Source organism: Kitasatospora sp. NPDC015120 (assembly GCF_043080305.1).
GTDB lineage: Bacteria > Actinomycetota > Actinomycetes > Streptomycetales > Streptomycetaceae > Kitasatospora.
Window position 1 is genome coordinate 107,887 of record NZ_JBIBVJ010000013.1, and the last position, 26,880, is coordinate 134,766.

A 26,880-nucleotide genomic window follows, 5' to 3' on the forward strand; every position below is an offset into this window, starting at 1 on the left:
CGTGGTCGGTCCGGTTCAGGCCGCCGGGGTGCCGGTCAGGCGCTGCCACAGCAGGTCGTCCTGCCGGAAGAGGCGGTCCTTGACCTGGGTGGGGCGGACGCCGCCGCCCACGGCGGTGTGCCAGTCGCGGTGGAACGCCCCGGGGGCGAGTGGCAGCAGGGCGGGCGGGTCCAGCCGCCGTTCGGCGCGCGCCCGGTGGTAGCCCGCGGACTCCCGCCGCAGGGCGGCGTCCAGCAGGGCGGTGAAGCGGGTCCGCTCGGCGTCCTGCCAGGGGAGGGTGGGGGCCACCGCGAAGACGTAGCGCAGGGCCGTCCCCCGGGCCGGCTCCACCCGGCAGGCGACGTTGCGCAGCCCCAGGCCGGTGCCCTCCAGGGCGGTGCCCAGCGCCCGGACCACCTGGGACTCGCGCAGCCGCTCGCCCACCGCGTCGGAGCGGTTGGCCCGGCCCGCGTACCGCACCCGCGGCGCGCCGTCCGCCGAGTCGACCACCTGGACGACGTCGCCGACGGCGTAGCGGTGGAGTCCGCCGACGTGGCTGAAGATCACGTGGTACTCGCGCCCGGGCTCGACCTCGTGCGGCAGCAGGGTCGCGACGTCCGGGGTGAGGTCGGCGTCGGCGTCCACGAACTCGTACACCGCGGCGGTGGCCACCAGGCTGCCGGCCGAGCCGTGCCGGTCGAGCGGTACGCCGACCGGTCCCTCGGAGGCCGCCACCGGGGCGGGCAGCGCGCTGACGCCGGCGCCGAAGTCCTCGCGCAGCGCGGGCAGGTAGAGCGAGGCGACGCCGGTGGTCCAGCCGAACAGGGCGCGGATCCGGGGCCACACCAGGGCGGGGGTGACGGTGCCGAAGTACTCGGCGAGCCGCTCCAGTTCGGCCGCCCGCGCGGGGTCGGGGCGGCCGTGCCGGACGCCGCCCAGGGTGCCGTCGCGCACCTCCCGGACGATCCGCTCCCACCAGAGGTTCAGCTGGTACGGCACCGCCGCGATCATCGCCGGGTTGATGCCGATCAGGCAGCGCAGGTCGCTCTGGACGGCCAGCCGCAGCCGCAGGTACATCTTCTCCAGGTGGTCGCCGGGCGCGACCTCCACCGGGAGGGCGGCCCAGGGGGCGGCCGTGCCCAGCTCGGCCGAGAGGGGCTCGCCGAACGTCTCCCCGAAGTCGACCTGGCTGGCGCCGACGTGCGGGTGGCCGTCGCGGGTGGTGGGCGGCGCGGCGAGCGGGTCGTGCTTGAGGTTGAGCACCGCGTCGGGCCGCTGCGCGACCTCGGGGAAGTTCTCGATCAGCGGCGCCCAGGCGGCGTAGTAGAAGGGGAAGAAGACCGTGCGCATGAAGCGCGGGGTGATCGGGATCTTCTTGTGTGCGCCGGTGCTGCCGCTGCTGGTGAAGTAGACGACGGGCGCGTCGGCCGAGAGCAGGTTCTGCTCCCCGGCGGCCATCCGCTCGATCAGCGGCGCGTGGGCGGCGTAGTCCTGGACCGGGACGGCCTTGCGGAAGTCGTCCAGGTCGCGGATCCGCCCGAAGTCGTGGGCGCGCCCGAACTCGGTGCCCGCGTTGAACTCCAGGAGGTCGGTGAGGACGTGCTGCTGGCGCTCCCGCAGGCCGGGGAGGGCGGCGCGCAGGGCGTCGCGTTCGGCGAGCACCCTGGTGCGGTAGCGGTCGGCGTGTCCGGGGGAGGCCCAGCCCTGTTGCGTGGTCACCGCGCGAGCACCTCCAGGACGGCGTCGGCCGTCCGTTCGGCGCTGGGTTGTTCGTCGATCATCGCCACCGGCACGTGCCGCACCTCTTCCAGCATCAGCTTGCGAAGACTCTTCTGATAGCTCTCGAACCCGCTCCAGTCGGGCAGCCGGCCGAAGTGCTCCAGGGGGTTGAGCCGGGCCCCGCGGCCGAGGCGCTGCCACGCCGAGGCGGGCGAGACGTCCAGGTAGACCACCGCGCGGGGCTGGGGGAACGACCGCCACCAGGCGTACATGGGGTTCTCGTCGACGCCGGCCAGCCGGCACTTCGCGAGGATCTTGTAGTAGTAGGAGTCGATCAGGAGCGGGACCTGCGGGTCCTGGCGCCGGATCTCGTCCCGCAGGTGGACCACGGCGGTCTGCAGCAGGCTCGCCAGGAACTCCGGGGAGTAGGCGCTGCCCAGGCCCGGCAGGACGTCCTCGAACACGCCGCGGCGCAGCCGGTCGATCAGCGCGTGTTCGGGGCGGACCAGTCCGCCGTCGGTGGACAGCGTGCGCCAGCCGGACGGCCCGGCCCCGACCGCGGACATGACCGAGGACTTGCCGGCCCCGTCCGGGCCCAGCAGGACGAAGAACGGACGGTCGGCCCCGGCGGGATCCGGGACGTCGGGCGAGGTCATGGAAGAGCACACCTCCTGCGTGGAAGGGTTGCCGAGCGAAGTGCGCGAAGGGAGACGGCCGCTTCGCGAGGCGCTACAGGAACCTTCTTTCACAAGGCATGACTAGTCAAGTACTTTGATATGCATGCGTTTTGCACAGTGCTGACGCCGGGCCGGTGACGTCGGCCGGGGCCGCCGGGCCGGGCGTACGCGGAGGGGTGCGGCGGGGAAAAGGCGTGATGCGCGGCCCGGTCCGGCCGTAGCCTGGACGTCATGCGTGCGGTTCGTTCGGCCTACGACGTGGTCGCGGTGTGGGAGATCGCCACCCCCTCGGGGGCCGGTCCGGTCCCGGGCGTCGGCATGGCGGGCTTCCGCGCCCGCGCCGCCGATCCCGTCGATCTGGGCGTGGTGCCCTTTCCCGCCGTCACCCTGGCCCTCGACCTGGGCGAGGGGCCGCTCGCCGTCGACGACGCCTCCGGCGGCCGGGAGTGCGGCAGCGTCCTGGTCGGCCTCGACCCGGGCCCGGTGCGCGGGCGCGGCAGCGGCGTGGACTGCTTGCAGGTCCGGCTGTCGCCGCCGGCCGCGCACGCGGTGCTGGGCGGCGCCGCCGCGGAGGCCGGCGGGTCGGTGGTCCCGCTCGACGCCCTGTGGGGCCGCGACACGGCGCGGGTGCTGGAGCGGCTGCGGGCCGCCGCGTCCTGGGACTGCCGGTTCGCGATCGCGCAGGCCGAACTCGCCCGCCGGTGCGCGGAGAGCCGCCGGGTCGACCCCGAGGTCGCCGAGGTGTGGCGGCGGATGGTGACGGAGCACGGCGGGGCCCGGGTGGAGCGGATGGCGGCGGAGGTCGGCTGGAGCCGCAAGCGCCTGTGGTCCCGCTTCCGCTCCCAGATCGGCGTCACGCCCAAGCGCGCGGCGCAGCTGGTCCGCTTCGACCACGCGGCCCACCGCCTGGCCGCCGGCCACGGCGTCGCCCGGATCGCCGCGGAGTGCGGCTACGCCGACCAGTCCCATCTGCACCGTGACGTGGCGGCCTTCACCGGGGCGACCCCGGCGGCCTTGGCGGCCGCGCCCTGGCTGGCGGTGGACGAGATCGCCTGGCCGCGCCGCGCCGCCGCCTGCCGCTGAGCGGCCCGGACGCCCGGCGGTGCGGGCCGGTGCGGGGCGGGTCAGACCAGGCCGAGTCCGCGGGCGATCAGCCCGCGCTGCACGTCGTTGGTGCCGCCGCCGAGGAAGGCGAGGACGGACAGCCGCAGGCCCTGCTCGAAGATGCCGGCGCCGGGGGCGTCCGGTGTGCCGAGGGCCGCCGCGGGGCCGAGCACCTCCAGGGCGTCGCGGCTCAGCTGCTCCGAGGCCTCGGCGGCCTGCACGCCGGCGATCGACGAGGCGAGGCGGGCGACGTGGGCGGGGCTGGACTCGGCCCGCTCGGCGGCCTCGGCGAGCAGCAGGTTCACCGCCCGGACCTGCACGGCCATCCGGCTCAGTGTGGCGCGGGCGGCCGAGCCCGGAGGGCCGGCCACGGCGTCCGGGTCGGCGCGCACCACGGCCAGCAGTTCGTCGAACTGCCGGCGGGACTGCCCGGCCACCTCGCCGGCCAGCAGGAGCCGTTCGCCGGCGAGCGTCTCGGTGATGACGTGCCAGCCGCGGTTGACCGGGCCGACGAGCGCGGCGCCGCTCACCCGGACGTCGTCGAAGCGCACCGTGCAGCAGGTCTGCCCGGACAGGCCCCGCAGCGGCTCCGTGCTGATCCCCGGGGTCGCCATCGGGACCATGAACATGCTGATCCCGGCGATCGCCGGCCTGGCGTCCACGTCCGTGCGCACGGCGAGCCAGATGTACTCGGCCCGGTCGGCGTTGGCGATCCAGGACTTCGTCCCGTTGATCACCCAGTCCTCGCCGTCCCGGGTCGCGGTCGTGGTCAGCGAGGCGAGGTCGGAGCCGGCCTCCGGCTCGCTGTAGCCCAGGCAGAAGGTCAGTTCCCCGGCGCGGATCCGGGGGAGGTGGCGGGCCTTCTGCTCCTGCGTCCCGTACCGGACGACGGGTGCGCCGACCACGGAGACGGCCGCCAGCGCGTTGGCGGCCGGCAACTGGTTGTAGGCGCACTCCTCCTGCATCGCGAGCTGTTCGGGGACGGTCGCCCCGCGTCCGCCCTCGGCGGCGGGCCAGGCCATCCCGAACCACCGGCGCCGGGCCATCTCCGCCACCAGGGCGGGATCGTCGCGCTCCCTGAACTTCCTTACAGGGGCTCGGTGTTCGGCACCGAAGGCGCGGGCCTGCGCGCGGACCTCCGCCGCCTGCGCGGTGAGGTCCACGACGGGCAGGCCGGCCGTACCCCCGATCAGGAGGTCGGCAACCGTCCCGCCGGGGGCCGGGTAGCAGGACAGCCGGGCGACGTCGGCGTGCACCCGGCGGAACAGCCACGGGGCCTCGTGGTCCTCGAAGTACCCGCCCGCGCCCAGCGTGTGGTGGGCCGTCAGCTGGATGCGCGGTGCGACGGCGGCCACGTGGCAGACCGCGAGCTCGGTGGCGAGGACCGCCGCCCCGGCGTCCGGCGCCGCGCCGTGCCGGCGGACGGCGTCCTCGATCAGGAGCTCGCCCGCGACGAGCTCGATCTCGCGGGTCGCCGTGCGCTGCTGGACGGCGCCGAGGCTGCCGATCGTCTGCCCGAACTGCCGCCGGACCTTGGCGTGGGCGACGGACTGCCGGTGGGTGTGCCGCGCGGCCGCCAGCGCCCGCACCGCGAGCCCCAGCCGGAGCAGCGACAGGGCCCGGCCGGCCTCCTCCGGCCCGACGGTGAACTCCACGTCCGCGTCGCCGAGTTCGAGCCGGTTCCAGGCGGGTGAGGCCAGCCCGGGCTGCGGGACGGCGAACTCCACCGGCCGCACCGAAGCGACTCCGCCGCCGGGCGGCAGCAGCAGGACGTGCGAGGCGGCGGATCCGCCCTCGGCGTAGGGGAGCGAGCCGTCCGCGGCGTCCGCCGGTACCGCCACCAGGATCCGGACGTCGCCGGACGCGATGGCGTCGACGATCCCGGGGGCGGCCTTGGCCAGCAGGTCCGAGGCGACACGGCCGTCCATGACGGGCAGCGGGCAGGCGGCCGCTCCGGTGGCCCGCAGGAGCGTGGCGACGGCGCCGAGGCCGTGCGGGCCGAACCAGCCCCGGGCCGCCGCGAGCCGCCACAACCGGGCCAGGGCGGCCTCGTCCGCCTGGTCGGGGAAGCGCCACTGCCGGGTCAGCAGTTCGCCGGCTCCGTCGTTGGTGAGTTCCGCGCTGAGCATTCGCCCGTCCCGCCTGCGTTGTTCGCCGTCACTCCGGCGGAGATGAACTCCGGAGAACCGAGCGTAGGGAATGGGCGGAATGCCGGGCAATGCCGGGCCGGGCGTTTAGGGGTGGGCTAGGGGTTCGCCGTGCGACGCCCGGGGATAAGGTCGGATCCGGCCGATGAATCGGTTGTTCGTGCTGCGCTCAGAAAGGTGACCGCCGTGGGAAATACCGGCAGCGGCAGTTGGATCCGCGTCTACCGCCAGGCACCCGAAGGCATGCGTCTGTTCTGTTTCCCGCACGCGGGTGGCGCCGCCACCTCGTTCTTCTCGTGGGGGGCGGCGCTGCCCGGCGACGTCGAGGTGCTGGCCCTGCAGTACCCGGGCCGCCAGGACCGCGGCGCCGAGCCGCACCTGCGCTCCGTCCCCGAGCTGGCCGACCGGATCCACGAGGCGGTCCGCCCGCTGCTGGACGCGCCGTACGCGTTCTTCGGCCACAGCATGGGCGCGATCCTCTCCTTCGAGGTGGCGCGCCGGATCGCCCGGGAGGACGGGCCGGCTCCGGCGCACCTGTTCGTCTCCGGCCGGCGGGCTCCCTCCCTGGTCAAGCACGAGGAGCTGCACCGGGCGAGCCGGGCCGACTTCGTCGCGGAGATGGGCCGGCTGGGCGGCACCGACCCGCGGATCCTCGCCGACGAGGAACTGCTGGACCTCGTCCTGCCGACGGTCCGCGCCGACTACGAGGCCATCGAGACCTACCGGTACGAGCCCGGACCGCCGCTGTCCTGCGACATCACCGGACTGACCGGGGACCGCGACCCGCGCGCCTCCGTCGACGAGGTGGCCGCCTGGACGCAGCACACGCTCGGCCGGTTCGACCTACGGATTTTCCCCGGCGGTCACTTCTATCTGGAGGACTGCCGGGCCGGAGTTCTCGACGTCATCTCCTCCGTGCTTTCCGGGGTGCGCCAGGACGGTACGTCGATGCGGACCTGACCGGCACCCCTAACGAACCCCTAGCCGCGCCCCCCGGCCTGCTCTAAGGGTGCGGTAAGGGTTGGGGTGCGCCCGGTCCGAACATACCGTTGCGGAGTGTGCCGGGGAGGAAGAAAAACATGGCGCGGCGACGCCGCTTTCTGAAGGGGACGGAATTGGAAACGGTCGACTGCACGCCGGAAGCTGACTGATGGATTTCGACCCTTCGCCGGTTCAACGTGCACGCTGCGCCGAAATCGGCGCGGCTGTCTCCGAGCGTTTCGCCGACCACGTGACGAGTGCCGACCCCGAGTCGGCGCGGCTGGCGTGGAAGGACGCGGCGGACATCGGTCTGACCGGGCTGTGCCTGCCCGAGGAGTACGGCGGGGCCGGCCTGGGCGCCCTGGACACCGCGCTGGCCCTGGAGGCGTTCGGACGCTCCTGTCCCGACATGGGCCTGGTGTTCGGGGTCGCCGCCCACCTGCTGTCCTGCGCCGTGCCGGTCCGGGAGTTCGGGACGGAGGCGGCCCTGGGGCTGCTGTCGGGCATGGCCGCGGGCGAGCTGATCGCCGGCAACGCCATGACCGAGGACGAGGCGGGCTCGGACATCAGCCGGATCCGCACCACCGCCACCCGCAGGGGCGGCGGCTACGTGCTCGACGGGGAGAAGTCCTTCGTCAGCAACGCCCCGATCGCGGACGTGTACGTGACCTACGCCGTCACCGACGCGTCCGCCGGCTTCCTCGGCGTCTCGGCGTTCGCCGTGCCGAGGGAGCTCAGCGGCGTCGAGGTCGGTCCGCCGCTGCAGAAGGCGGGCCTCCAGGGCTGCCTGGCGGCGCGGGTGCGGTTCGACGGCTGCGAGGTGCCGGCCGAGTTCATGCTCGGCGAGGAGGGCAGCGGAGCGGCGATCTTCCAGCACTCGATGGCCTGGGAGCGCGGCTGCCTGTTCGCCGGCTACCTCGGGCTGATGGAGCGCCAGCTGGAGGAGTGCGTGAACCGGGTGAAGCAGCGCCGGCAGTTCGGGCGCAGGATCGCCGACTTCCAGGCCGTCTCGCACCGGATCGCCCGGATGCGGCAGCGGCTGGAGGGTGCGCGGCTGCTGCTGTACCGGGCCTGCTGGCTGCTCGAACAGGGCCGTACGGACGTCCGCGCGATCGCCCTGTCGAAGACCGCGGTGTCCGAGGCCGCGGTCGCCAACAGCCTCGACGCGATGCAGCTGTTCGGCTCGGCCGGCTACCTGGCCGACCACGGGATCGAGCAGCAGCTGCGCGACTGCCTGCCCACGACGATCTTCTCCGGGACGACCGAGATCCAGTTGGAACTCATCGCACGGGAGTCCGGGCTGTGACCCTCCACCACCTGGTCGTCGACGCCGCCGCGCGGCGGCCCGACGCTCCGGCCGTGAGCGGCCCCGCCGGGTCCGTCGGCTACGGCGAACTCGACGCCATGGCGGACGCGATCGCCGCCAGGCTCCTCCGCCGGGGGGTGCGGCCCGGCGACCGGGTCGTGATCTGGGCGGGCAAGAGCCCCGCCACGGTGGCGGCGATGCAGGCGGTGCTGCGGTGCGGCGCCGTCTACGTGCCCGTCGACGGCGGCAGCCCGGTGGCCCGGGTCGCGACCATCGCCCGGGACTGCGGGGCGCGCCTCGTGGTGACCGCCGCCGCCTGGATCCCCCGGATCTCCGCCGAGCTGGGCGAGGAGGCCGGCTACCAGGAGCTCGACGGCCCCTACGAGCCGGCCCCGGCCGCCGACGCCGCCGTCGCGCCCGACGACCTGGCGTACATCCTCTACACCTCGGGATCGACCGGCACGCCCAAGGGCGTCTGCCTGACCCACCGCAACGCCCTGGCGTTCGTCGACTGGGCGTACGAGCTGCTGGCGCCGGGGGAGGACGACCGGTTCGCCAACCACGCGCCCTTCGGCTTCGACCTGTCGGTGCTCGACCTGTACGTGGCGTTCCGCGCCGGCGCGTCGGTGCACCTGATCCCCCCGGAGCTGTCCTTCGCCCCGGCCCAGCTGGTCGAGTTCCTCCACCAGGAGCGGATCAGCGTCTGGTACTCGGTGCCGTCCGCCCTCGCGGTGATGATGCGCTTCGGCGGCCTGCTGGACCGCCCGGCGCCGGAGTCCCTGCACACGGTGCTCTTCGCCGGCGAGCCGTTCCCCATCGCGCAGTTGCGCGACCTGGCGGGCTGGACCGGTGCCCGGCTGCTGAACCTGTACGGCCCGACCGAGACCAATGTGTGCACCTACCACGAGGTCACCGGGCAGGACCTCGGCCGCGACCGGCCGGTGCCGATCGGGATCGCGGCCGCCGGTGACCGGGTGTGGGCGCAGCAGGACGACGGGGGGACCGCGGCCGCCGGCGAGGAGGGCGAGCTCGTGGTGGACGGTCCCACCGTGATGGCCGGCTACTGGGGGCACCCGCCGCAGGCCGGCCCGTACCGCACCGGCGACCTGGTCCGGGTGCTGCCCGGCGGCGCGTTCGACTACCTCGGCCGCCGCGACCACATGGTCAAGATCCGCGGCCACCGGGTCGAACTCGCCGAGGTCGAGGCCGTGCTGGAGAACCACCCCGACGTCGAGGAGGCCGCCGCCGTGGCGGTGGACGAGGGCGTCGACACCCGGCTGGTGGTCTTCGTGGCCCCGCAGGCCGGGCGCGAACCGGGGGTGCTGGCCCTGCGGCGGCACCTCGCCCAGCACCTGCCGCGCTACATGGTGGCGGACGAGGTGCGCTTCCTCTCCCCGCTGCCGAGGAACGGCAACGGAAAGATCGACCGGCGGGCGCTGAAGACGCACGCCGGCGGGTCCGCGACGAACAGTGCCTGAGCGGACCCGACAGTCACCCTGCAACGGAAAGGCGGCGCCATGACCCAGGACGAGGTCACGCTGCGGATCACCACCTTCATCAGTGAGAGTTTTCTCGACGGTGACCCGAGAGGCGAACTGACCGAGACCACACCGCTGCTGGAGTGGGAGGTCCTCAACTCTATGAACAGCGCGCTCCTGCTGAACTTCCTGCGGGAGGAACTGCGGGTCGACGTGCCCCTTGCGAAGATCAACGCGGCGAACTTCCGGGACATCGCCGCCATCAGCAAGCTCGTTTCCGGTCTGAAGGCCGCCCCTGTGGAAGGTGTCCGATAACCATGAGTGTCGACTATGACGTCGTGATCGTCGGTGGCGGGCCGGCCGGTTCCAGCGCCGCCGCCTACCTCGCCAAGGCCGGTCTTTCGGTGGCCGTCTTCGAGAGCGAGAACTTCCCCCGGCCGCACGTGGGCGAGTCGCTCGTCCCGGCGACCACCCGGGTGCTGCTGGAGACCGGCGCGATGGACAAGATCGAGGCGGCCGGCTTCCCGCGCAAGTACGGCGCGGCCTGGACCTCCTCCCTCCCGGTCAACGTCAGCTCCCCGCAGGTCACCAAGTTCACCCACGAACTCGGCGTCGCGGACGTCCTGTTCAGCGAGCGCGACCAGCCGGGCGTGGACCGGGACTACACCTTCCACGTCGACCGCAGCAAGTTCGACCTCATCCTGCTGAAGCACGCGGAGAGCCTGGGCGCCAAGGTGTTCCAGGGCGTCCGGGCGCTGCGCGCGGACTTCGACGACCCGGACAAGGTCACCCTGACCTGCCGCCTGGGCTCCCGGGAGGTGGACTTCACCGCGAAGATGATCGTCGACGGCTCCGGCCGCCAGACCATGCTGGGCCGGCAGCTCGGGCTCAAGCAGGCGGACCCGGTCTTCAACCAGTACGCCGTGCACGCCTGGTTCGAGGGCCTCGACCGCGCCGCGGTCGCCAACAGCCCCGAGAAGGTCGACTACATCTACGTGCACTTCCTGCCGATCAGCGACACCTGGGTCTGGCAGATCCCGATCAGCGAGACCGTCACCAGCATCGGCGTGGTGACCCAGAAGCACCGGTTCGCCGAGGCGAACATGGACCGCGAGAAGTTCTTCTGGAGCTTCGTGGAGAGCCGTCCGGACCTCTACGAGGCGCTGCAGAAGACCGAGCAGGTGACGCCGCTCAAGGTCGAGGGCGACTACAGCTACGCCATGAGCCAGATCTGCGGCGACCGGTACGTGCTGCTCGGCGACGCCGCCCGCTTCGTCGACCCGATCTTCTCCAGCGGCGTCAGCGTCGCGCTCAACAGCGCCCGGCTGGCCTGCAAGGACATCCTCAAGGCCGTCGAGGCCGACGACTTCTCGAAGGGCATGTTCGCCGACTACGAGCGGCAGCTGCGCAACGGCACCCGCAACTGGTACGAGTTCATCGCGGTCTACTACCGGCTGAACATCCTGTTCACCACCTACGTGGCGGACCCGCGCTACCGGCTGGACGTGCTGCGGCTGCTGCAGGGCGACCTCTACGACGAGGAGGAGCCGGAGGTGCTGCGCATCATGCGCGAGACGGTGACCGCCGTCGAGAACGACCCGACGCACCTGTGGCACCCGTACCTGGGCAACCTCCGGTCGCCGTTCGTGGCTCCGTCCTTCTAGCGCGCCCCCGCGGATCCCGCCGGGCCCGGCGGGGTTGCGCCGGGAAGGCGCTGGACGGCGGGACCGTCCGGGTCCTCGTCGGCGGGCAGCGCGAGCGTCCGGGCCACCACCCGGACGCCGGGCGCCCGGACCGCGACGGTGGCGATCACACCGCCGTGGACCGGGAGTCCGGCCAGCGTCCAGCCGGCGGGGTCGCCGCACTGGGGCGGGAGCGTCACGACGGCACCGTCCGCCGTCGTGACGATGCCGCGCAGGTCGGTGGCGAGCCCGGTGCCCAGGGCCTTCGCCACGGCCTCCTTGCGGGTCCAGAAGCGGATCACCTGGGCGTCGCGCCGCGCCTCGGGCAGGTCGTCCACGGCCTGCCGCTCGGAGTCCGACAGGGCCGCCCGGGCCAGCGCGTCACGGGCGGCCAGCGGCCGCAGCCGCTCGACGTCGACGCCGACCGGGGCGTCCCGGGCCAGTGCGGCCGCCACCACGGACTCGCCGTGGCTGAGGCTCACCTGGAAGCCGGCGGGGCGGGCGAGCACCGGACGTCCGCGGTCGTCGCGCTCCCAGGCCTGCCGCTCCGGCGGACACCCGGTGTGCGCGGCGATCAGCTCCCGGCCGACCCGGCGGGCGGCGGCGCGGGCCCGGCGGTAGCGCCGGGCGCGCTCGTCGAGGCCGAGCGGCCCGCTGCCGGGCGCGGCCGTGCCCACCGCGACCCAGACGGCGACATGACCGGGACCGGCGAGCTGGTGCCCGGTCATCGCCGCCCCCTCCGGTGCCCCGCGGCACCGCTGCCGAAAATTCGAAGATCATTGTAGAGCAAGGACAATCTCCAATGGTAGAACGATCGCTGACGAGCCATCACGACACCCCGATCGCCGTCGTCGGCATCGGCTGCCGGTTCCCCGGAGGCGCCCGCGATCTCGAATCCTTCGGCGCGGTGCTCAGGTCCGCGAACCCGGTGTTCCAGGACGTCCCCCCGACGCGCTGGCGCCGGGACTTCGCCGGCCCGGACGGCCCGGGGACCTCCAGCGACGCCGGTGGCTTCCTGGAGGACATCGACCGCTTCGACGCCGCCTGGTTCGGGATCTCGCCGCGCGAGGCCGCCGCGATGGACCCCCAGCAGCGGCTGCTGCTGGAGGTGGCCTGGGAGGCGATGAGCGACTCCGGGCGCCCCGCGGACCTCTGGCGCGGCACCCGCACCGGGGCCTTCTTCGGGATGTTCGCCCACGACTACGCGACGCTGCACGCCAAGACGCTCGGGATCAAGGGCATCGGACCGCACTTCGGCGGCGGCAACGAGTTCAGCTTCGCGGCGGGCCGGCTGGCCTACGCCTTCGACCTGCACGGGCCGATGGCCTCGGTCAGCACCGCCTGTTCCTCCTCCCTGCTCGCCGTCCACCTGGCGAGCCAGAGCCTGCGCACCGGCGACAGTGACATCGCCCTGGCCGGTGGCGTCAGCCTGATGATCACGCCGGAGCTGAGCGTCTTCATGAGCCGGATCGGCGCGATCTCGCCGACCGGACGCTGCCGGCCGTTCGCCGCCGACGCCGACGGCATCCTGCGCGGCGACGGCTGCGGCGTCGTCGTCCTGAAGCGGCTGCCCGACGCGCTCGCCGACCGGGACCGGATCTACGCGGTGATCCGCGCCTCGGCGGTCAACCACGACGGCCTGAGCCTCGGCATCACGGCGCCCAACGGCGCCGCCCAGGCCGAACTGCTGCGCACCGCGCTCGGCGGCGCGGGCCTCGCCCCGTCGGACCTCGACTACGTGGAGGCGCACGGCACCGGGACCCCGCTCGGCGACCAGGTCGAGCTGATGGCGCTGAACGAGGTCTTCGGCCGGGGCCGGGAGTCCGGCCGCGCGCCCCTCTACGTGGGCTCCAACAAGGCGGTGTTCGGCCACACCGACGGCGCGGCCGGCGTGGCCGGACTGCTGAAGAGCCTGTGGGTGGTCAACGCGCGGGAGGTCCCGGGCCAGCCCGACCCCGGCCGGCTGACCTCGGCCGTCTCCTGGGACCGCGGCGAGCTGGCGGTGCCGCTCGCGCCGGTCGACCTGGCGCCGACCGGCCGGCCGCTGCGGGCGGGAGTGAGCTCCTCCGGGCTCAGCGGCACCAACGTCCATGTGATCGTGGAGGGCGTCGAGCCCGCCGCCGAGCCGCCGGCCGTCCGCCCGGACGGCCCCTGCGTGCTGCTCGCCTCGGCCTTCCACCGGCCGGGCCTGGACGACCAGGTCGCCGGGATGGCGCGGCGGGTGGCCGCGGAGGACGGCGCGCTCGGCGACCTGCTCGCCTCCGCCGCCACCCGGCGCACGCACGAGCGCCACCGGTTCGCCGCCGTCACCGCCGGGCCGCAGGAGCTGGCGGCCGTCCTGGAGGGGATCGAGGAGGGGCCGGACGGCGCCTACGTCGGCTCCGTGGACCCCGACGCGGCCGTCGAGCCGGTCTTCGTCTACTCCGGCCAGGGCTCGCAGTGGGCGGGCATGGCGGCCGACCTGTACGCCTCCTCGCCGGTGGTCCGCGCGGCCCTCGACGAGTGCGACGCACTGATCCGGCGCGACGCCTCCTGGTCCCTGGTCGAGGAACTGCGCCGGGGCGCGGACGGCGCGGACGGCGTGAGCCGCCTGGACCGCACCGACATCGCCCAGCCGGCCCTGCTCGCCGTCCAGGTGGCGCTGACCGACTGGCTGGCCGAGAGCGGGATCCGGCCCGCGACCGTCGTCGGCCACAGCGTCGGGGAGATCGCCGCCGCGCACGCGGCCGGCGCCCTGTCCCGCGCCGACGCCGTGCGGCTGGCCGTCCGGCGCGGAGAGATCCTGCACGGGACGGCCGGCCTCGGCGCCATGCTGGCCGTGCGCGCGGACCGGGAGACCGTCCTCGCCGCGCTGGCCGGCGGCGGCCTGCCGGTGGTGGTCGCCGCGGTCAACGGACCGCAGGCGGTGGTGCTCAGCGGCCCCGGCGACGCCGTCGACGCGGCCGCCGCCGAGCTCGAAGGCCGCGGCCTGCGGTGCAAGCGGCTGGCCGGCGCCTACGCGTTCCACAGCCCGGTGGTGGCCGACCGCGGCCCGCTGCTGCGCGAGGCCCTGGCCGGGCTCGCCTGCGCCGACCCCTCGGTGCGGCTGCTCTCCACCGTGCGGCCGGACGAACCGGACGCCGCGCGCGACGCCGCCTACTGGGAGCGCAACCTCACCGACCCGGTGCTCTTCTGGCCCGCGGTCGACGGCCTGCTCGCCGCGACGGACGGCGCGTTCGTCGAGATCGGCCCGCACCCCACGCTGCTCCGGCCGCTCACCGACGCGCTGCGCCGCAGGGAGCGGCGGGGCCCGGTGACGGCCACGCTGCGCCGGGGCGAGCCCGGGCTGCTCGCACTGCACCGGGCCCTCGCCCGGCTGCACGTCGGCGGCGTCGAGGTGGACTGGACGCGGATCACCGGGACGCCCGGCCGGTACCGGACGCTGCCGGTGCCCTCCTGGGGCGGCGAGCGGCACTGGCTGCCGGGTGTCGAGCCCGGCGAGCAGGGGCGCGCTCCCGGCGGCGAGGCGCCCGCGCAGGTGCGGGTGAGCCTGCTGGACGCCGAGGGCCGGGTGATCAGCGAGATGGTCGCCCGCCCGGAGGACGCCGTACCGGGCGCCCCGGCGGTGGCGCCGAGCGCCGCGCCGTCCGCGCCGTCCGCGCCGTCCGCCGCGCCCGTCCCGGCGGCCGCCCCCGCCCCCGCCGCCGGTGCCCCGGCGGCGCCGGCCGGCGGCGCGCTGCGCCGCGTCGAGGAGCACCTCGCGGCGGTCCTCGGACTCTCCGGGGACGAGCGGTTGGCCCGCCGTCGCGGCCTGTTCGACCAGGGCCTGGACTCGCTGACCGCCGTGGAGCTGCGCGACCGGCTGGCCGCCGAGTTCGGCCTGGACCTCCCCAAGACGATCGTCTTCGAGCGGCCCACGGTCGAGGCGCTCGCCGCCTACCTGGCGCAGGCGGCCCCCGGGGCGGCCGCGCAGGCGTCCGTCGGGGCCGTCCCCGGCGCGGGCGCCGCGGCCGGGGACGACGGATCCGCGGACGACGCCGTCGCCGTGATCGGCATCGCCTGCCGGCTGCCCGGGGCGGACTCGCCGGAGCAGTTCTGGTCGCTGCTGACCGAGGGCCGCGACGCGATCCGCGACATCCCGGCGGCCCGGCTGGCCGACCCGGTGTGGGCGGAGGCCGGGCCGGACGTCCCCACCCGGGGCGGCTTCCTGGACGAGGTGGAGGGCTTCGACGCCGAGTTCTTCCGGGTCTCGCCGCGCGAGGCGAAGTCCCTCGACCCGCAGCACCGGCTGCTGCTGGAGGTCGCCTGGGAGGCGCTGGAGGACGCCGGACAGCCCGCGCTCGCGCTGGAGGGACGGCCCGCGGGCGTCTACTTCGGCCTCAACACCGGCGACTACCAGCAGCTGCTGACCCGGGACATGGCCGACGTCGACCACTTCTACGGCACCGGCACGACCTTCGCCGCGGCCGTCGGACGCCTGTCGTACTTCCTCGGGCTGCGCGGTCCCAGCATCGCGGTCGACACCGCCTGCTCCTCCTCCCTCACCGCGGTCCACCTGGCCTGCCAGGGCCTGCGCCAGGGGGACTGCGAGATCGCCGTCGTCGGCGGCGCCAATGTGATCGTCGCCCCCAGCGTGTCGGTCTCCATGGCCGGGGCGGGCGCCCTGGCCCCCGACGGCCGGTGCAAGACCTTCGACGACGCGGCCGACGGCTACGGCCGCGGCGAGGGCGCGGCGGCCGTCATCCTCAAGCCGCTGAGCGCGGCCCGGCGCGACGGGGACCGCGTCTACGCGGTGATCCGGGGCACCGCGGTCAACCAGGACGGCGCGAGCGGCGGCATGACGGTGCCCAGCGCCGACGCGCAGGTCGCCGTCGTCCGGCGGGCGGTCGAGTCCGCCGGCTGGGCGCCGCGCGACGTCGACTACGTCGAGGCCCACGGCACCGGGACGCCGCTCGGTGACCCGATCGAGGTCCGCGCCCTCGCCGAGGCGCTCGGCTCCGGGCGCGCGGCCGACGAGAACCTGCTGATCGGCTCCGCCAAGGCCAGCATCGGCCACCTGGAGGCCGCGGCCGGTGTCGCCGGACTCCTCAAGGTCGTCCTTTCGCTCCACCACGGGGAGCTTCCCCCGCACCCGCTGGACCGGCCGTCGTCGAACATCGACTGGGACCGGCTGCCGGTCTCGGTGGTGACCGAGCGGCGCCGGTGGCCGCGGCGCGACCGTCCGCACCGGGCGGGCATCAGCTCCTTCGGCTTCAGCGGCAGCAACGCGCACGTGGTCGTCGAGCAGGCGTCGGCGGTCGCCGAGCCGGCGGCGGCGCCCGCGCCCCGCAGCGCGCCCTACGTCCTGATGGTCACCGCGGAGGCCGAGCCGGCGGCGCGTCAGGCGGCCGGCCGGCTCGCCGCCCGGCTGCGGGAGGCCCCGGCCGAGCTGGACGACATCGTCTTCACCGCCGCCTACCGGCGCAGCTGGCTCGGCCACCGGATCGGCGTCACCGGCCGGGACGCCGCCTCGCTCGCGGCCGCCCTGGAGGCGGTCGCGCGCGGGAGCGGCACGCCGGCCGCCCGGAGCGGGGAGGTGACCGGGGGAGAGGTGCGCACCGTCGGCTTCTGGTTCGGCGCCGAGCCGCCGGCCGCCGCCCTGCGCGAGCGGCTGGCCGGGCTGCCGGAGTACGCGGCCGCGCTGCGCTCCTGCGCCGAGCGGCTGACCGCGCTGACCGGTGTGGTCCTCGACCCGTTCGCCGAGCCGGCGGACGGGACGGCCGCGGCCCACCTGCTGAGCCACCACGTCGCGGCGGTCCGGCTGTGGGCCGCCGTCGGGCTGGCGCCGCAGGCCGTGGCCGGAGCCGGGGCGGGCCGGCTGGGCGCCGCCTGGGCGGCGGGCCGGCTGGACCTCGACGACGCCCTGCGGCTCGCCGTCGGGCGGTCGTCCGGCGTGGAGCTGCGGCCCGGCGTGCTGCCGGAGCTGTCCGGCGACGGCGGCGACGGCGGGGACGTCGCGGTCTCGGCCGAGGAACTGGCCCGGCTCGCCGGCGGTGCCCCCGGCGAGCCGGCGCCCACGCTCGCCGACGCCCTCGCCGACGCCCTCGCCGACGCGGGCGTGGACGCCCTCGTCGACGTCCTGGCGCGGCCCCTGCCCGGCGCGCCGGCCGAGCGGTTCGGCGTGGCGGTGGACGCCGAGGACCCGGTGGAGCGGTTCGCCCTCGGTGCGGCGGAACTCTTCGTGACCGGCGCCCTTCCCGCGCCCGTCCAGACCCCCCGCCGGCCGGTCAGCCTGCCCGCCTACCCCTGGCAGCGCCGCCGCCACTGGTACCGGGAGGCCGTCGAGGCCCCCGGCGAGCGGCCGGTGCTGCCGTGGGCGGTCGCCGCCTCCAGCGCGACCGGTCTGCGGGCCCGGGCCGCCGCGCTCCGCGACCTGGTGGCCCGCGGCCCGCAGACCGACCCCCTGGAGGTGGGCGCCGCGCTGGCCGCGCTGCCGCGCGGGGGCGCCCACCGGGCCGTGGTGCTGGCCGGTGACGGCGCGGGCTTCGGCGACGCGCTCGGCGCGCTCGCGGACGGCCGGACCGCGGCGGGCCTGGTCCGGGGCCCGGCCCCGGACGGCCCGCGGACCGCCCTGATCTTCCCCGGACAGGGCGCCCAGTGGCAGGGCATGGCCGCCGGACTCATGGCGTCCGAGCCGGTCTTCGCCGAGGGGATGCGCGCCTGCGAGGAGGCCCTGGCCGAGTTCACCGACTGGTCGCTCGGCGCGGTCATCAACGGCGAGGCCGGAGCGGCCCCGCTCGACCGGGTCGACGTGGTGCAGCCCGCGCTCTTCGCGGTGATGGTCTCGCTGGCCGGGCTCTGGCGCTCCTACGGCGTCGTCCCGGCGGCCGTGGCCGGTCACTCGCAGGGCGAGATCGCCGCCGCGTACGTCGCCGGGGCGCTGTCCCTGCGCGACGCGGCCAAGGTGGTGGCGCTGCGCAGCGCCGAACTGTCCCGGCTGTCCGGCCGCGGCGGGATGGCCTCGGTCGCCCTGGGGGCGGCGGAGGTCACCGGCCTGCTGGACCGGTTCGCCGGGCGGCTGTCCGTCGCCGCGGTCAACGGCCCGCAGAGCGTCGTGGTGGCGGGCGACGTCGACGCCCTGGAGGAGCTGGAGGCCCGCTGCCTGGACGGCGGCATCCGGTTCCGGCGCGTCGACGTGGACTACGCCTCGCACTCGCCGCACGTCGAGCAGCTCCGCGAGCGGCTCGGGAAGGTCCTCGCCGGGATCACGCCCCGTACGGGCACCGTGCCGTTCTACTCCTCGGCCACCGGCGGCCTGCTGGACGGCGCCGAACTGGGCGCCGATTACTGGTACCTGAGCCTGCGTCAGCAGGTCCGCTTCGAGGAGGCGGTGCGCGCCCTGCTGGCGAGCGGCCACGGGCTGTTCGTCGAGGCGAGCCCGCACCCGGTGCTCACCTCGGCGATCGAGGCGACCGTCGAGCAGGCCGGCGCCGACGCGAGCGCGCTGGGCACGCTGCGCCGGAACGACGGCGGCCCCGGGCGCTTCCTGACCTCCCTCGCGGAGGCCTACACCCGCGGCGCCGAGGTCGACTGGCAGCGGGTCCCGGCCTGGGGCCGGGTGCGGCCGGCCGTGCTCCCCGACCTGTCCGGCCGGGAGCTCGACGCCTGGCGCTACCGCGTCGACTGGCAGCCCGCCGCCGAGCCCGGCGACGCGCGGCCGGCCGGACGCTGGCTGGTGCTGGCCCCCGGCGACGGCCCGGGCCGGGAGTGGGCGGCGGCCGTGGGCCGGGCGCTCGCCGACGGCGGTGCGCAGGCCCGGCAGCTCACGCTCGACCCGTCGCGCGACGGCCGCGAGCACCTCGCCGCCCTGCTCGCGGAGGCGGACGCCGCGGACGCCGCGGGCGTGCTGTCGCTGCTGGCGATGGACGAACGCCCGCACCGGGACTTCCCGGACGTCCCGGCCGGCACCGCCGCCACCCTGGCCCTGGTGCAGGCGCTGGGCGACGTCGCGGCCGACGTCCCGATGTGGCTGGCCACCAGCGGCGCGGTCGGCGCCGACGGCGACGACCCGCTGTCGCCCGCCCAGGCCCAGGTCTGGGGCATGGGCCGGGTGGCCGGCCTGGAGAGCCCGCAGCGCTGGGGCGGCCTGGTCGACCTGCCGGCCGCGCCCGAGGAGGACGCGCTGCGGCGCCTGTGCGCGGTGCTCGGCGGCGGCCTCGGCGCCGAGGACCACGTGGCGCTGCGCGACAGCGGCGCGCACGTGCGGCGCCTGGTGCGCGACCCGGTGGCCGACCGGCCCGCCTCGCGGACCTGGCAGCCGGGCGGCAGCGTGCTGGTGACCGGCGGCACCGGCCGCCTCGGCCGGCGCCTGGCCCGCTGGCTGGCGGCCTGCGGCGCGGAGCACGTCATCCTCACCGGCCTGCGCGGGCCCGGCGCCCCGGGCGCGGCCGCGCTGGAGGCCGAACTGGTGGGCTCCGGCACACCGGTGACGCTGACGGCCTGCGACGCGGCCGACCGGACCGCGATGGCGGCCCTGCTGGAGGAGGCCCGCGCGGCGGGACGGCCGGTGCGCACCGTGGTGCACGCGGCGGTCGTCCCCGAGCCCGGCCCGCTGGCCGGCACGACGCTCGAACGCCTCGCCGGAACGCTGCGCGCCAAGGTGACCGGGGCCCGCGTCCTGGACGAACTGCTCGGCGAGGACGCGGTGGACGCCTTCGTGCTGTTCGCCTCCGTCGCCGGCGTCTGGGGCGCGGCCGAGAACGGCGCGTTCGCGACCGCCGACGCCCACCTGGAGGCGCTGGCCCTGCGGCGCCGCGCCCGGGGCCTGGCGGCCACGACCGTCGCCTGGAGCTTCTGGAACGCGTTCGGCGAGGACGCCGACGACCCGGCGGTGCGGGACATGTTCCGCAGCCAGTCGGAACGCCAGGGCCTGCCGCTCCTGGAGCCCGGGCAGGCGCTGCGCGCCCTGCGCCAGGTGCTCGACCGGGACGAGACCTCCGTCACGGTGGCCGACGTGGAGTGGGAGCGCTTCGCCCCGCTCTACACGGCGGCCCGCCCCCGGCCGTTCCTCGACGCGCTGCCGGACGTCCAGGGCGGCGCCGCCGGCGGGCCCGGGAGCGGCGAGCCGGCGGCCGGGCAGAGCGCCCTCGCCCGGCTGCTGGCGCAGACCCCCGACTCCGAGCAGGAGTGGGCGGTGCTCGACCTGGTCAGGACCGAGGCCGCGATCGTGCTCGGCTACGGCCGGGCGGGCGAGGTGGACCCGGAGCGCCCGTTCACCGAGATGGGCTCCGACTCCGTCACCGCGGTCGAGTTCCGGACCAGGCTGAACACGGCGACCGGGCTGCGCCTGCCGGCCTCCCTCGCCTTCGACTACCCGACCGCCGCGGCCGTCGCCGGCTACCTGCTCGACCTCGCCCTCGGCGAGTCGGCCGGCCCGGAGGAGACCGCGCCGGCCGTGAACGCCGCCGCCCAGGACGAGCCGATGGCGATCGTCGGCATGGCCTGCCGGCTGCCCGGCGGCGTGGGCTCGCCGGAGGACTACTGGCGGCTGCTGGCCGAGGGCCGCGACGCGGTCTCCGGCTTCCCGGCGGACCGCGGCTGGGACCTCGCCGGGCTGTTCGACGACGACCCGGACCGCGTCGGGACGTCCTACGTCCGCGAGAGCGGCTTCCTGGACGACGCGGCGGGCTTCGACGCCGAGTTCTTCGGGATCTCCCCGCGCGAGGCCGTGACCATGGACCCCCGCCAGCGGCTGCTGCTGGAGACCGCGTGGGAGCTGTTCGAGAACGCCGGGCTGGACCCGCTGAGCCTGAAGGGCAGCCGGACCGGGGTGTTCGTCGGCGCGGGCCCCACCGACTACGCGACCGGTGCCCCGCTGGCGCCGCACAGCGCCGAGGGCTACGCGGTCACCGGCAGCACGCCGGCCGTGATCTCCGGACGCGTCTCCTACGTGTTCGGGCTGGAGGGCCCGGCCGTCACCGTGGACACCGCGTGCTCGTCCTCGCTGGTGGCGCTGCACCTCGCGGGGCAGGCGCTGCGGGCCGGTGAGTGCTCGATGGCCGTGGTCGGCGGCGTGGCGGTGATGTCGAGCCCGAAGGTCTTCGTCGAGTTCAGCCGCCAGCGGGCGCTGTCCGCCGACGGCCGGTGCCGGGCGTTCGCCGACGCCGCGGACGGCACCGGGTTCGCCGAGGGCGCCGGCCTGATCCTGGTCGAGCCGCTGTCGCAGGCCCGGCGCCTGGGGCACGAGGTGCTCGCGGTGATCCGGGGGTCGGCGATGAACCAGGACGGCGCGTCGAACGGCCTGACCGCCCCGAACGGGCCCTCCCAGCAGCGGGTGATCCGCCAGGCGGTCGCGAACGCGGGCCTGACCCTGCGCGACGTCGACGTGGTGGAGGCGCACGGCACCGGGACGACCCTCGGCGACCCGATCGAGGCGCAGGCGCTGCTGGCCACCTACGGCCAGGACCGGCCCGAGGGCCGGCCGCTGCTGCTCGGGTCGGTGAAGTCCAACATCGGCCACACCCAGGCCGCGGCCGGGGTGGTCGGCGTGATGAAGATGGTGCTGGCGATGCGCCACGGGCTGGTGCCCAAGACCCTGCACGTCGATGCGCCGAGCCGGCAGGTGGACTGGACGGCGGGCGAGGTGGACCTCGTCGTGGACGCCGTCCCGTGGCCCGAGAGCGGACGGCCGCGCCGTGCGGGCGTCTCCTCGTTCGGCGTCAGCGGCACCAACGCCCACCTGATCCTCGAAGAGGCCCCCGCCGAGGAGCCGCAGCCGGCGCCCGCCGCCGAGCCCGCTCCGGCGACCTCGCTCGTCCCCTGGCCCGTCTCGGCCGCCTCGCCGGTCTCGCTGCGGCTGCAGGCCGACCGGCTGCGCCGGCTGCTGGCCGACGGGTCCGCGCCGCTGCCGCGCGAGATCGGCTGGAGCCTGGCCACGACGCGCGCGGCGCTGCCGCACCGCGCGGTGCTGCTCGGCGCCGAGCGGGGCGACTACGTCGGCCCGCTCACCCGGATGGCCGACGGCGAGCCGGACCCCCGGCTCGTCCTCGGCACCGCGCAGCGCAAGCCGCGGGTGGTCTTCGTCTTCCCCGGCCAGGGCAGCCAGTGGCCCGGGATGGCCGCCGAACTGCTGGACGCCAGCCCGGAGTTCGCCGAGTACATCGGCGAGTGCGAGCGGGCGCTGGCGCCGTGGACCGACTGGTCGCTGACCGCGGTGCTGCGCCAGGCCGACGGCGCGCCCGGTCTCACCCGGGTCGACGTGGTGCAGCCCGCCCTGTTCGCGGTCATGGTCTCGCTGGCCCGGCTGTGGCAGCACCACGGCGTGCACCCCTCGGCGGTGGTCGGCCACTCGCAGGGCGAGATCGCCGCCGCGTACGTGGCCGGTGCGCTGTCGCTGGAGGACGCCGCCCGGGTGGTGGCCGTCCGGGCGGGCGAACTGGCCCGGCTGACCGGCTCCTCGGGCATGGCCTCGCTGCACGCCGACGAGCAGCAGGTGACCGGCCTGCTCGCGCCCTGGGAGGGGCGGGTGACGATCGCGACGGTCAACAGCCCCTCGCAGGTCGTCGTCGCCGGCGACACCGGAGCACTCGACGGGCTGACCGGGGAGTGCGAGCGCCGCGGCGTGCGGATCCGCCGGATCGACGTCGACTACGCCTCCCACTCCCCGCAGGTCGAGCCGATGCGCGAGGGCCTGGTGGCGAAGCTCGCGGGCATCGCCCCCCGGCGGGCGCGGATCCCGTTCTACTCCGCGGTGACCGGCGAGCCGATCGACACCACCGAACTCGGCGCGGAGTACTGGTACCGCAACCTGCGCGAGCCGGTGCTCTTCGCCCGGGCCACCCGCGCCCTGCTCGACAACGGCTTCACCACCTTCGTCGAGGCGACCCCGCACCCCGTGCTGACCGGCGCCGTGCTGGACACCGCCGCCTCGGCCGAGGACGGCCCCGAGCCGGTGACGCTGGGCTCGCTGCGCCGCGACGAGGGCGGCCCCGCCCGCTTCGCCGCCTCGCTGGCGGAGGCCTGGGTGAACGGCGTGGACCTCGACTGGGCGAAGCTGATCCCCGGCGGCACGAGCGTCCCGCTGCCCACCTACGCCTTCGACCGCCGGCACTTCTGGCTGGCGGAGGAGAACACCGCGGTGGACCCGGCGGCCCTCGGCGTCGCCGCGCCGGACCACCCGCTGCTCGGCGCCGCGGTCGAACTCGCCGACACCGGCGGCCTGGTGCTCACCGGGCGGCTGTCCGTCGCGAGCCGGCCGTGGCTGGCCGACCACGCGGTCAACGGCGTGGTGCTGCTCCCGGGAACGGGCTTCGCCGAACTGGCGCTGCGCGCCGGCATCGAGGCGGGCTGCCCCCGGGTCGACGAACTGACCCTGGAGGCGCCGCTGCTGCTGCGCGGCGACGCCTCGGTCTCCCTCCAGCTGGTGGTGGGCGCGCCCGACGACACCGGCGGGCGGTCGCTGGCCGTCTACTCGCGGCCGTCCGGGCAGAGCGGTCCGGACGCCGAGTGGACGCGGCACGCCTCGGCCGTGCTGACGGCGCAGGAGGTGCCCGCCCCGGCCGCGTCGGGCGACTGGCCGCCGCCGGGCGCCGAACCGGTGCCGCTGGACCCGGCCGCCTTCTACGCGGAGGGCGCCGAGGCCGGCTACACCTACGGGCCCTCGTTCCAGGGGCTGGTCCGGGCGTGGCGCAACGGCGACGAGGTCTACGCCGAGGTGTCGCCGCCGTCGCCGGTGCGCGAGGAGGCGGACCAGTACGGCGTCCACCCCGCGCTGCTCGACGCGGCGCTGCACGCGATGGTGCTCATTCCGTCCCACGACCGCCAGGTGCGGCTGCCGTTCACGCTGTCCGGCGTGTCGCTGTTCGCGGCCGGCGCGCGGTCGCTGCGGGTGCGGATCGCCCCGGCCGGGCCGGGCGCGGTGGAGCTGACCGCGGCCGACGAGACCGGCGCGCCGGTGCTGGCGGTCGAGCGGCTGGTGACCCGGCCGGTCTCGGCCGAGCAGCTCGCGGTGGCCGCGAGCCCGGTCGACCGCTCGCTGTTCCAGCTGGACTGGGTCCCGCTGGCGACGCCCGGGGCCCGGGCCGACGGTCCGTGGGCCGTGCTCGGCGCGGATCCGTTCGGCCTGGCCGGCTCGCTGCGCGCGGCGGGGATCGCCGTGGACCCGCGCCCCGGTGTGGCCGCCCTGCTCGGCGCGACGGCCGGGGGCGCCCCGGCTCCCCGGATCGCGCTGCTCCCCTGCGCGACGGAGCCGGGCGCCGAGCCGGCCGCCGCGGCCCTCGGGCTGACCGCCCGGGTGCTCGACGAGCTCCAGGCGTGGCTGGCCGACGACGCGACGCTGGACACCCGGCTGGTGGTGGTCACCCGCCGCGCGCTGCCGGTCACGGACGCGGGCGACGTGGGCGACCTCGCCGCCTCCCCGGTGTGGGGCCTGGTCCGCTCGGCGCAGGCCGAGAACCCGGGCCGGATCGTCCTGGTCGACCTGGACGAGCGGGACTGCGCGGACGCGCTGGCCCACGCCCTGGCGGGCGACGAGCCGCAGCTCGCGGTCCGGGCGGGGGCGCTGCTGATTCCCCGGGTGGCTCCGGCGGTCCGGCCCGCGGGCCGGCTGACGCCGCCGCTCGGCGGACGCTGGCGGCTCGAACCCGACCCGGCCGGTGTGCTCGACGCGATGTCCGTGGTGGCCTGCCCGGAGACCGGGGAGCCGCTGGGCGCCGGTCAGGTGCGGGTGCGGGTCCGGGCCGCCGGGATCGCCTTCCACGACCTCCTGGTCGCGCTGGGGCTGCCGCCGGACGACGGCCTGTTCATCGGCGGCGAGGGCGCCGGCGTGGTCCAGGCGACCGGTCCCGGCGTGACCGGCATCGAGCCGGGTGACCGGGTCCTCGGGCTGATGCCGCGCGCGTTCGGCACCGAGGCGGTGACCGATCACCGCTGGCTGGTCCGGTTCCCCGGGGACTGGTCGTTCGAGCAGGCGGCCGCGGTGCCGTCCGCCTTCCTGACCGCGTACTTCGCGCTGACTGAGGTGGCCGGTCTGCGCGCCGGGCAGCGCGTCCTGGTCCACTCGGCGGCCGGCGGCGTCGGCACGGCGGCGGTGCGGCTCGCCCGCCACCTGGGGGCCGAGGTGTTCGCCACCGCGAGCCCGGCCAAGCACGACGCGCTGCGGCAGCTGGGCCTGGACGACGACCACATCTCCTCCTCCCGGGACGCGGACTTCGCCGACCGGGTGCTCGCCGCCACCGGCGGCGCGGGGGTCGACGTGGTGGTCAACTCGCTGGCCGGCGACCTCATCGACGCCTCGCTGCGGCTGCTGCCCGAGGGCGGCTGCTTCATCGAGCTGGGCAAGACCGACCGCCGGGACCCGGAGCAGGTCGCGGCCGCGTGCCCCGGTGTGCGGTACCGGCCGGTGGACCTGGTGCCGGACACCACCCCGGAGTCGGTCCGCGCGATGCTGGCCGAGATCGTCGCCCTGCTGCGCGACGGCACGGTGCAGCCGCTGCCCGTCCGCACCTGGGACGTGCTCGACGCGCCGGAGGCCTTCCGGTTCATGGCCCAGGCCAAGCACATCGGCAAGCTCGTCCTGACCGTCCCGCCCACGCCCGACCCCGAGGGCGTGGTCCTGGTCACCGGCGGGACCGGCACGCTGGGCGCCCTGGTGGCCAAGCACCTGGCCGGCCCCTGGGGGATGCGCCACCTGCTGCTGGCGAGCCGTCAGGGCCCGGACGCGCCGGGCGCCGGGGACCTGTGCGCGGAACTCGCCGCGCTCGGCGCCGACGCCCGGGTGGTCGCCTGCGACATCGCCGACCGGGAGTCCCTGGCCAAGCTGCTGGCCGGGATCCCGGCGGAGCACCCGCTGACCGCGGTGGTGCACACGGCGGGCGTGCTGGACGACACCGTGTTCACCTCGCTGACCGGCGAGCGGCTGGCGCCCGTGCTGCGTCCCAAGGTCGACGCCGCCGTGCACCTCGACGAGCTCACCGCCGGTCTCGACCTCGGGATGTTCGCGATGTACTCCTCCGCCGCCGGTCTGCTCGGCAACGCCGGACAGGCCAACTACGGCGCCGCCAACGTGTTCCTGGACACGCTCGCCGCGGTCCGGCGCTCGCGCGGCCAGGCGGCCTCCTCGCTCGCCTGGGGCCTGTGGGCGAACGACAGCGCCCTGACCGGCCAGATGAACGAGCTGGACCGGGGCAGGCTCTCCCGGGCCGGGGCGCAGGCCATGTCCGCCGCCGAGGGCCTCGCCCTGTTCGACCTGGGGGTGCGCAGCGGGCTGCCGCTGGTCGTCACGGCCCACATCGACCGTGCGGCGCTGCGCGTCCAGGACACCCAGGGCACGCTGCCGCCGGTGCTGCGGCAGCTCGTTCCCCGGGGCGCCGCCGCCCGGCCGGGCCGGGCCTCCGCCGAGAGCGCCGCCTCCGCCGGGGGCGCCGACCAGTTCGCCGGGATGACGGCGGCCGAGCGGCGCCAGGCGCTGGTGAACCTGGTCAGGAAGCAGGCGGCCGCGGTGCTCGGCCACGGCTCGGCGTCCGCGGTGGACGTCGACCGCGGGTTCGTCGAGATGGGGTTCGACTCCCTGACCGCGGTGGAGCTGCGCAACCGGCTGGCCACGGCCACCGGGCTGCGGCTGCCGGCCACCGTCGTCTTCGACTGCCCGACGCCCGTCGAACTCGCCCGCCGGCTCCACGAGCGGCTCAGCCCGGTCGAGGAGGAGCCGGCCGTGCAGGACGGCGCGCAGGACGCGGCCAGGGCCGAGGCGGAGGCCGAGATCAGCACCGTCGACGACATGGACGTGGACGAACTCATCAACGCCGTGCGCGCCGCCGGCGGCCACGAGCAGAACCCCGGAGAGTGAGGCCG

The 26,880-nt window shown here is 75.9% G+C and carries 11 protein-coding genes; 7 read left to right on the forward strand and 4 right to left on the reverse strand.

Features of this window, described 5'->3' with window-relative positions; translation table 11 throughout:
• Positions 1–15: 15 nt before the first annotated feature.
• Together ACF1AK_RS26035 and ACF1AK_RS26040 are read right to left on the reverse strand one after the other, a co-directional pair.
• Positions 16–1,698 carry a GH3 auxin-responsive promoter family protein gene (locus ACF1AK_RS26035; protein WP_391501240.1) on the reverse strand — a complete coding sequence of 561 codons (1,683 nt, stop codon included), beginning with the start codon at positions 1,696–1,698 and terminating at the stop codon, positions 16–18.
• Entirely contained in the window at positions 1,695–2,354 is a 660-nt protein-coding gene (locus ACF1AK_RS26040; RefSeq protein ID WP_391501241.1) for a hypothetical protein, read from the reverse strand. Before ACF1AK_RS26040 ends, ACF1AK_RS26035 begins: the two co-directional genes overlap by 4 nt.
• A 252-nt stretch (positions 2,355–2,606) precedes the next feature.
• Here ACF1AK_RS26040 and ACF1AK_RS26045 point away from each other — a divergent pair, with 252 nt between their 5' ends.
• Positions 2,607–3,458 carry a helix-turn-helix domain-containing protein gene (locus ACF1AK_RS26045; RefSeq protein WP_391501242.1) on the forward strand — a complete coding sequence of 284 codons (852 nt, stop codon included), beginning with the start codon at positions 2,607–2,609 and terminating at the stop codon, positions 3,456–3,458.
• A 41-nt stretch (positions 3,459–3,499) separates the two neighbouring features.
• Here ACF1AK_RS26045 and ACF1AK_RS26050 read toward each other — a convergent pair whose 3' ends face one another.
• Positions 3,500–5,608: an acyl-CoA dehydrogenase family protein gene (locus tag ACF1AK_RS26050; RefSeq protein WP_391501243.1), complete on the reverse strand. Its 2,109-nt coding sequence runs from the start codon at positions 5,606–5,608 to the stop codon at positions 3,500–3,502.
• Between the two features lie 204 nt (positions 5,609–5,812).
• Between ACF1AK_RS26050 and ACF1AK_RS26055 the strand changes: the two genes are divergently transcribed.
• The 5 genes from ACF1AK_RS26055 (at position 5,813) to ACF1AK_RS26075 (ending at position 11,055) form a co-directional block, all read left to right on the forward strand.
• The gene (locus ACF1AK_RS26055) at positions 5,813–6,586 is read left to right on the forward strand and encodes a thioesterase II family protein (protein WP_391501244.1); all 774 of its coding nucleotides are present in this window, start codon (positions 5,813–5,815) and stop codon (positions 6,584–6,586) included.
• A gap of 190 nt (positions 6,587–6,776) precedes the next feature.
• Positions 6,777–7,913, forward strand: a complete 1,137-nt coding sequence (locus ACF1AK_RS26060; protein ID WP_391501245.1) for an acyl-CoA dehydrogenase family protein — start codon at positions 6,777–6,779, stop codon at positions 7,911–7,913.
• A complete protein-coding gene (locus ACF1AK_RS26065) occupies positions 7,910–9,391 on the forward strand; it encodes an amino acid adenylation domain-containing protein (protein ID WP_391501246.1) in 1,482 nt (493 codons plus the stop codon). The genes ACF1AK_RS26060 and ACF1AK_RS26065 overlap by 4 nt, the downstream gene beginning before the upstream one ends.
• Positions 9,392–9,430: 39 nt before the next feature.
• Positions 9,431–9,706: an acyl carrier protein gene (locus ACF1AK_RS26070; protein ID WP_380287860.1), complete on the forward strand. Its 276-nt coding sequence runs from the start codon at positions 9,431–9,433 to the stop codon at positions 9,704–9,706.
• Between the two features lie 2 nt (positions 9,707–9,708).
• Positions 9,709–11,055, forward strand: coding sequence for an NAD(P)/FAD-dependent oxidoreductase (locus ACF1AK_RS26075; protein ID WP_391501247.1), 1,347 nt, complete (start codon positions 9,709–9,711; stop codon positions 11,053–11,055).
• Here ACF1AK_RS26075 and ACF1AK_RS26080 read toward each other — a convergent pair.
• Positions 11,052–11,801, reverse strand: coding sequence for a 4'-phosphopantetheinyl transferase family protein (locus ACF1AK_RS26080; protein WP_391501248.1), 750 nt, complete (start codon positions 11,799–11,801; stop codon positions 11,052–11,054). The genes ACF1AK_RS26075 and ACF1AK_RS26080 overlap by 4 nt on opposite strands.
• Before the next feature lie 74 nt (positions 11,802–11,875).
• Between ACF1AK_RS26080 and ACF1AK_RS26085 the strand changes: the two genes are divergently transcribed.
• Positions 11,876–26,875 (forward strand): SDR family NAD(P)-dependent oxidoreductase, encoded by a 15,000-nt coding sequence (locus ACF1AK_RS26085; protein WP_391501249.1) that lies wholly within the window; start codon positions 11,876–11,878, stop codon positions 26,873–26,875.
• Positions 26,876–26,880: the final 5 nt, after the last annotated feature.

Excerpts from the sequence above, each read along its gene's own strand:
- ACF1AK_RS26045 (WP_391501242.1), top strand. The coding sequence starts at position 2,607 with ATGCGTGCGGTTCGTTCGGCCTACGACGTGGTCGCGGTGTGGGAGATC.
- ACF1AK_RS26070 (WP_380287860.1), top strand. The coding sequence starts at position 9,431 with ATGACCCAGGACGAGGTCACGCTGCGGATCACCACCTTCATCAGTGAG.
- ACF1AK_RS26060 (WP_391501245.1), top strand. The coding sequence starts at position 6,777 with ATGGATTTCGACCCTTCGCCGGTTCAACGTGCACGCTGCGCCGAAATC.
- ACF1AK_RS26080 (WP_391501248.1), bottom strand. The coding sequence starts at position 11,801 with ATGACCGGGCACCAGCTCGCCGGTCCCGGTCATGTCGCCGTCTGGGTC.
- ACF1AK_RS26085 (WP_391501249.1), top strand. The coding sequence starts at position 11,876 with ATGGTAGAACGATCGCTGACGAGCCATCACGACACCCCGATCGCCGTC.
- ACF1AK_RS26075 (WP_391501247.1), top strand. The coding sequence starts at position 9,709 with ATGAGTGTCGACTATGACGTCGTGATCGTCGGTGGCGGGCCGGCCGGT.
- ACF1AK_RS26040 (WP_391501241.1), bottom strand. The coding sequence starts at position 2,354 with ATGACCTCGCCCGACGTCCCGGATCCCGCCGGGGCCGACCGTCCGTTC.
- ACF1AK_RS26050 (WP_391501243.1), bottom strand. The coding sequence starts at position 5,608 with ATGCTCAGCGCGGAACTCACCAACGACGGAGCCGGCGAACTGCTGACC.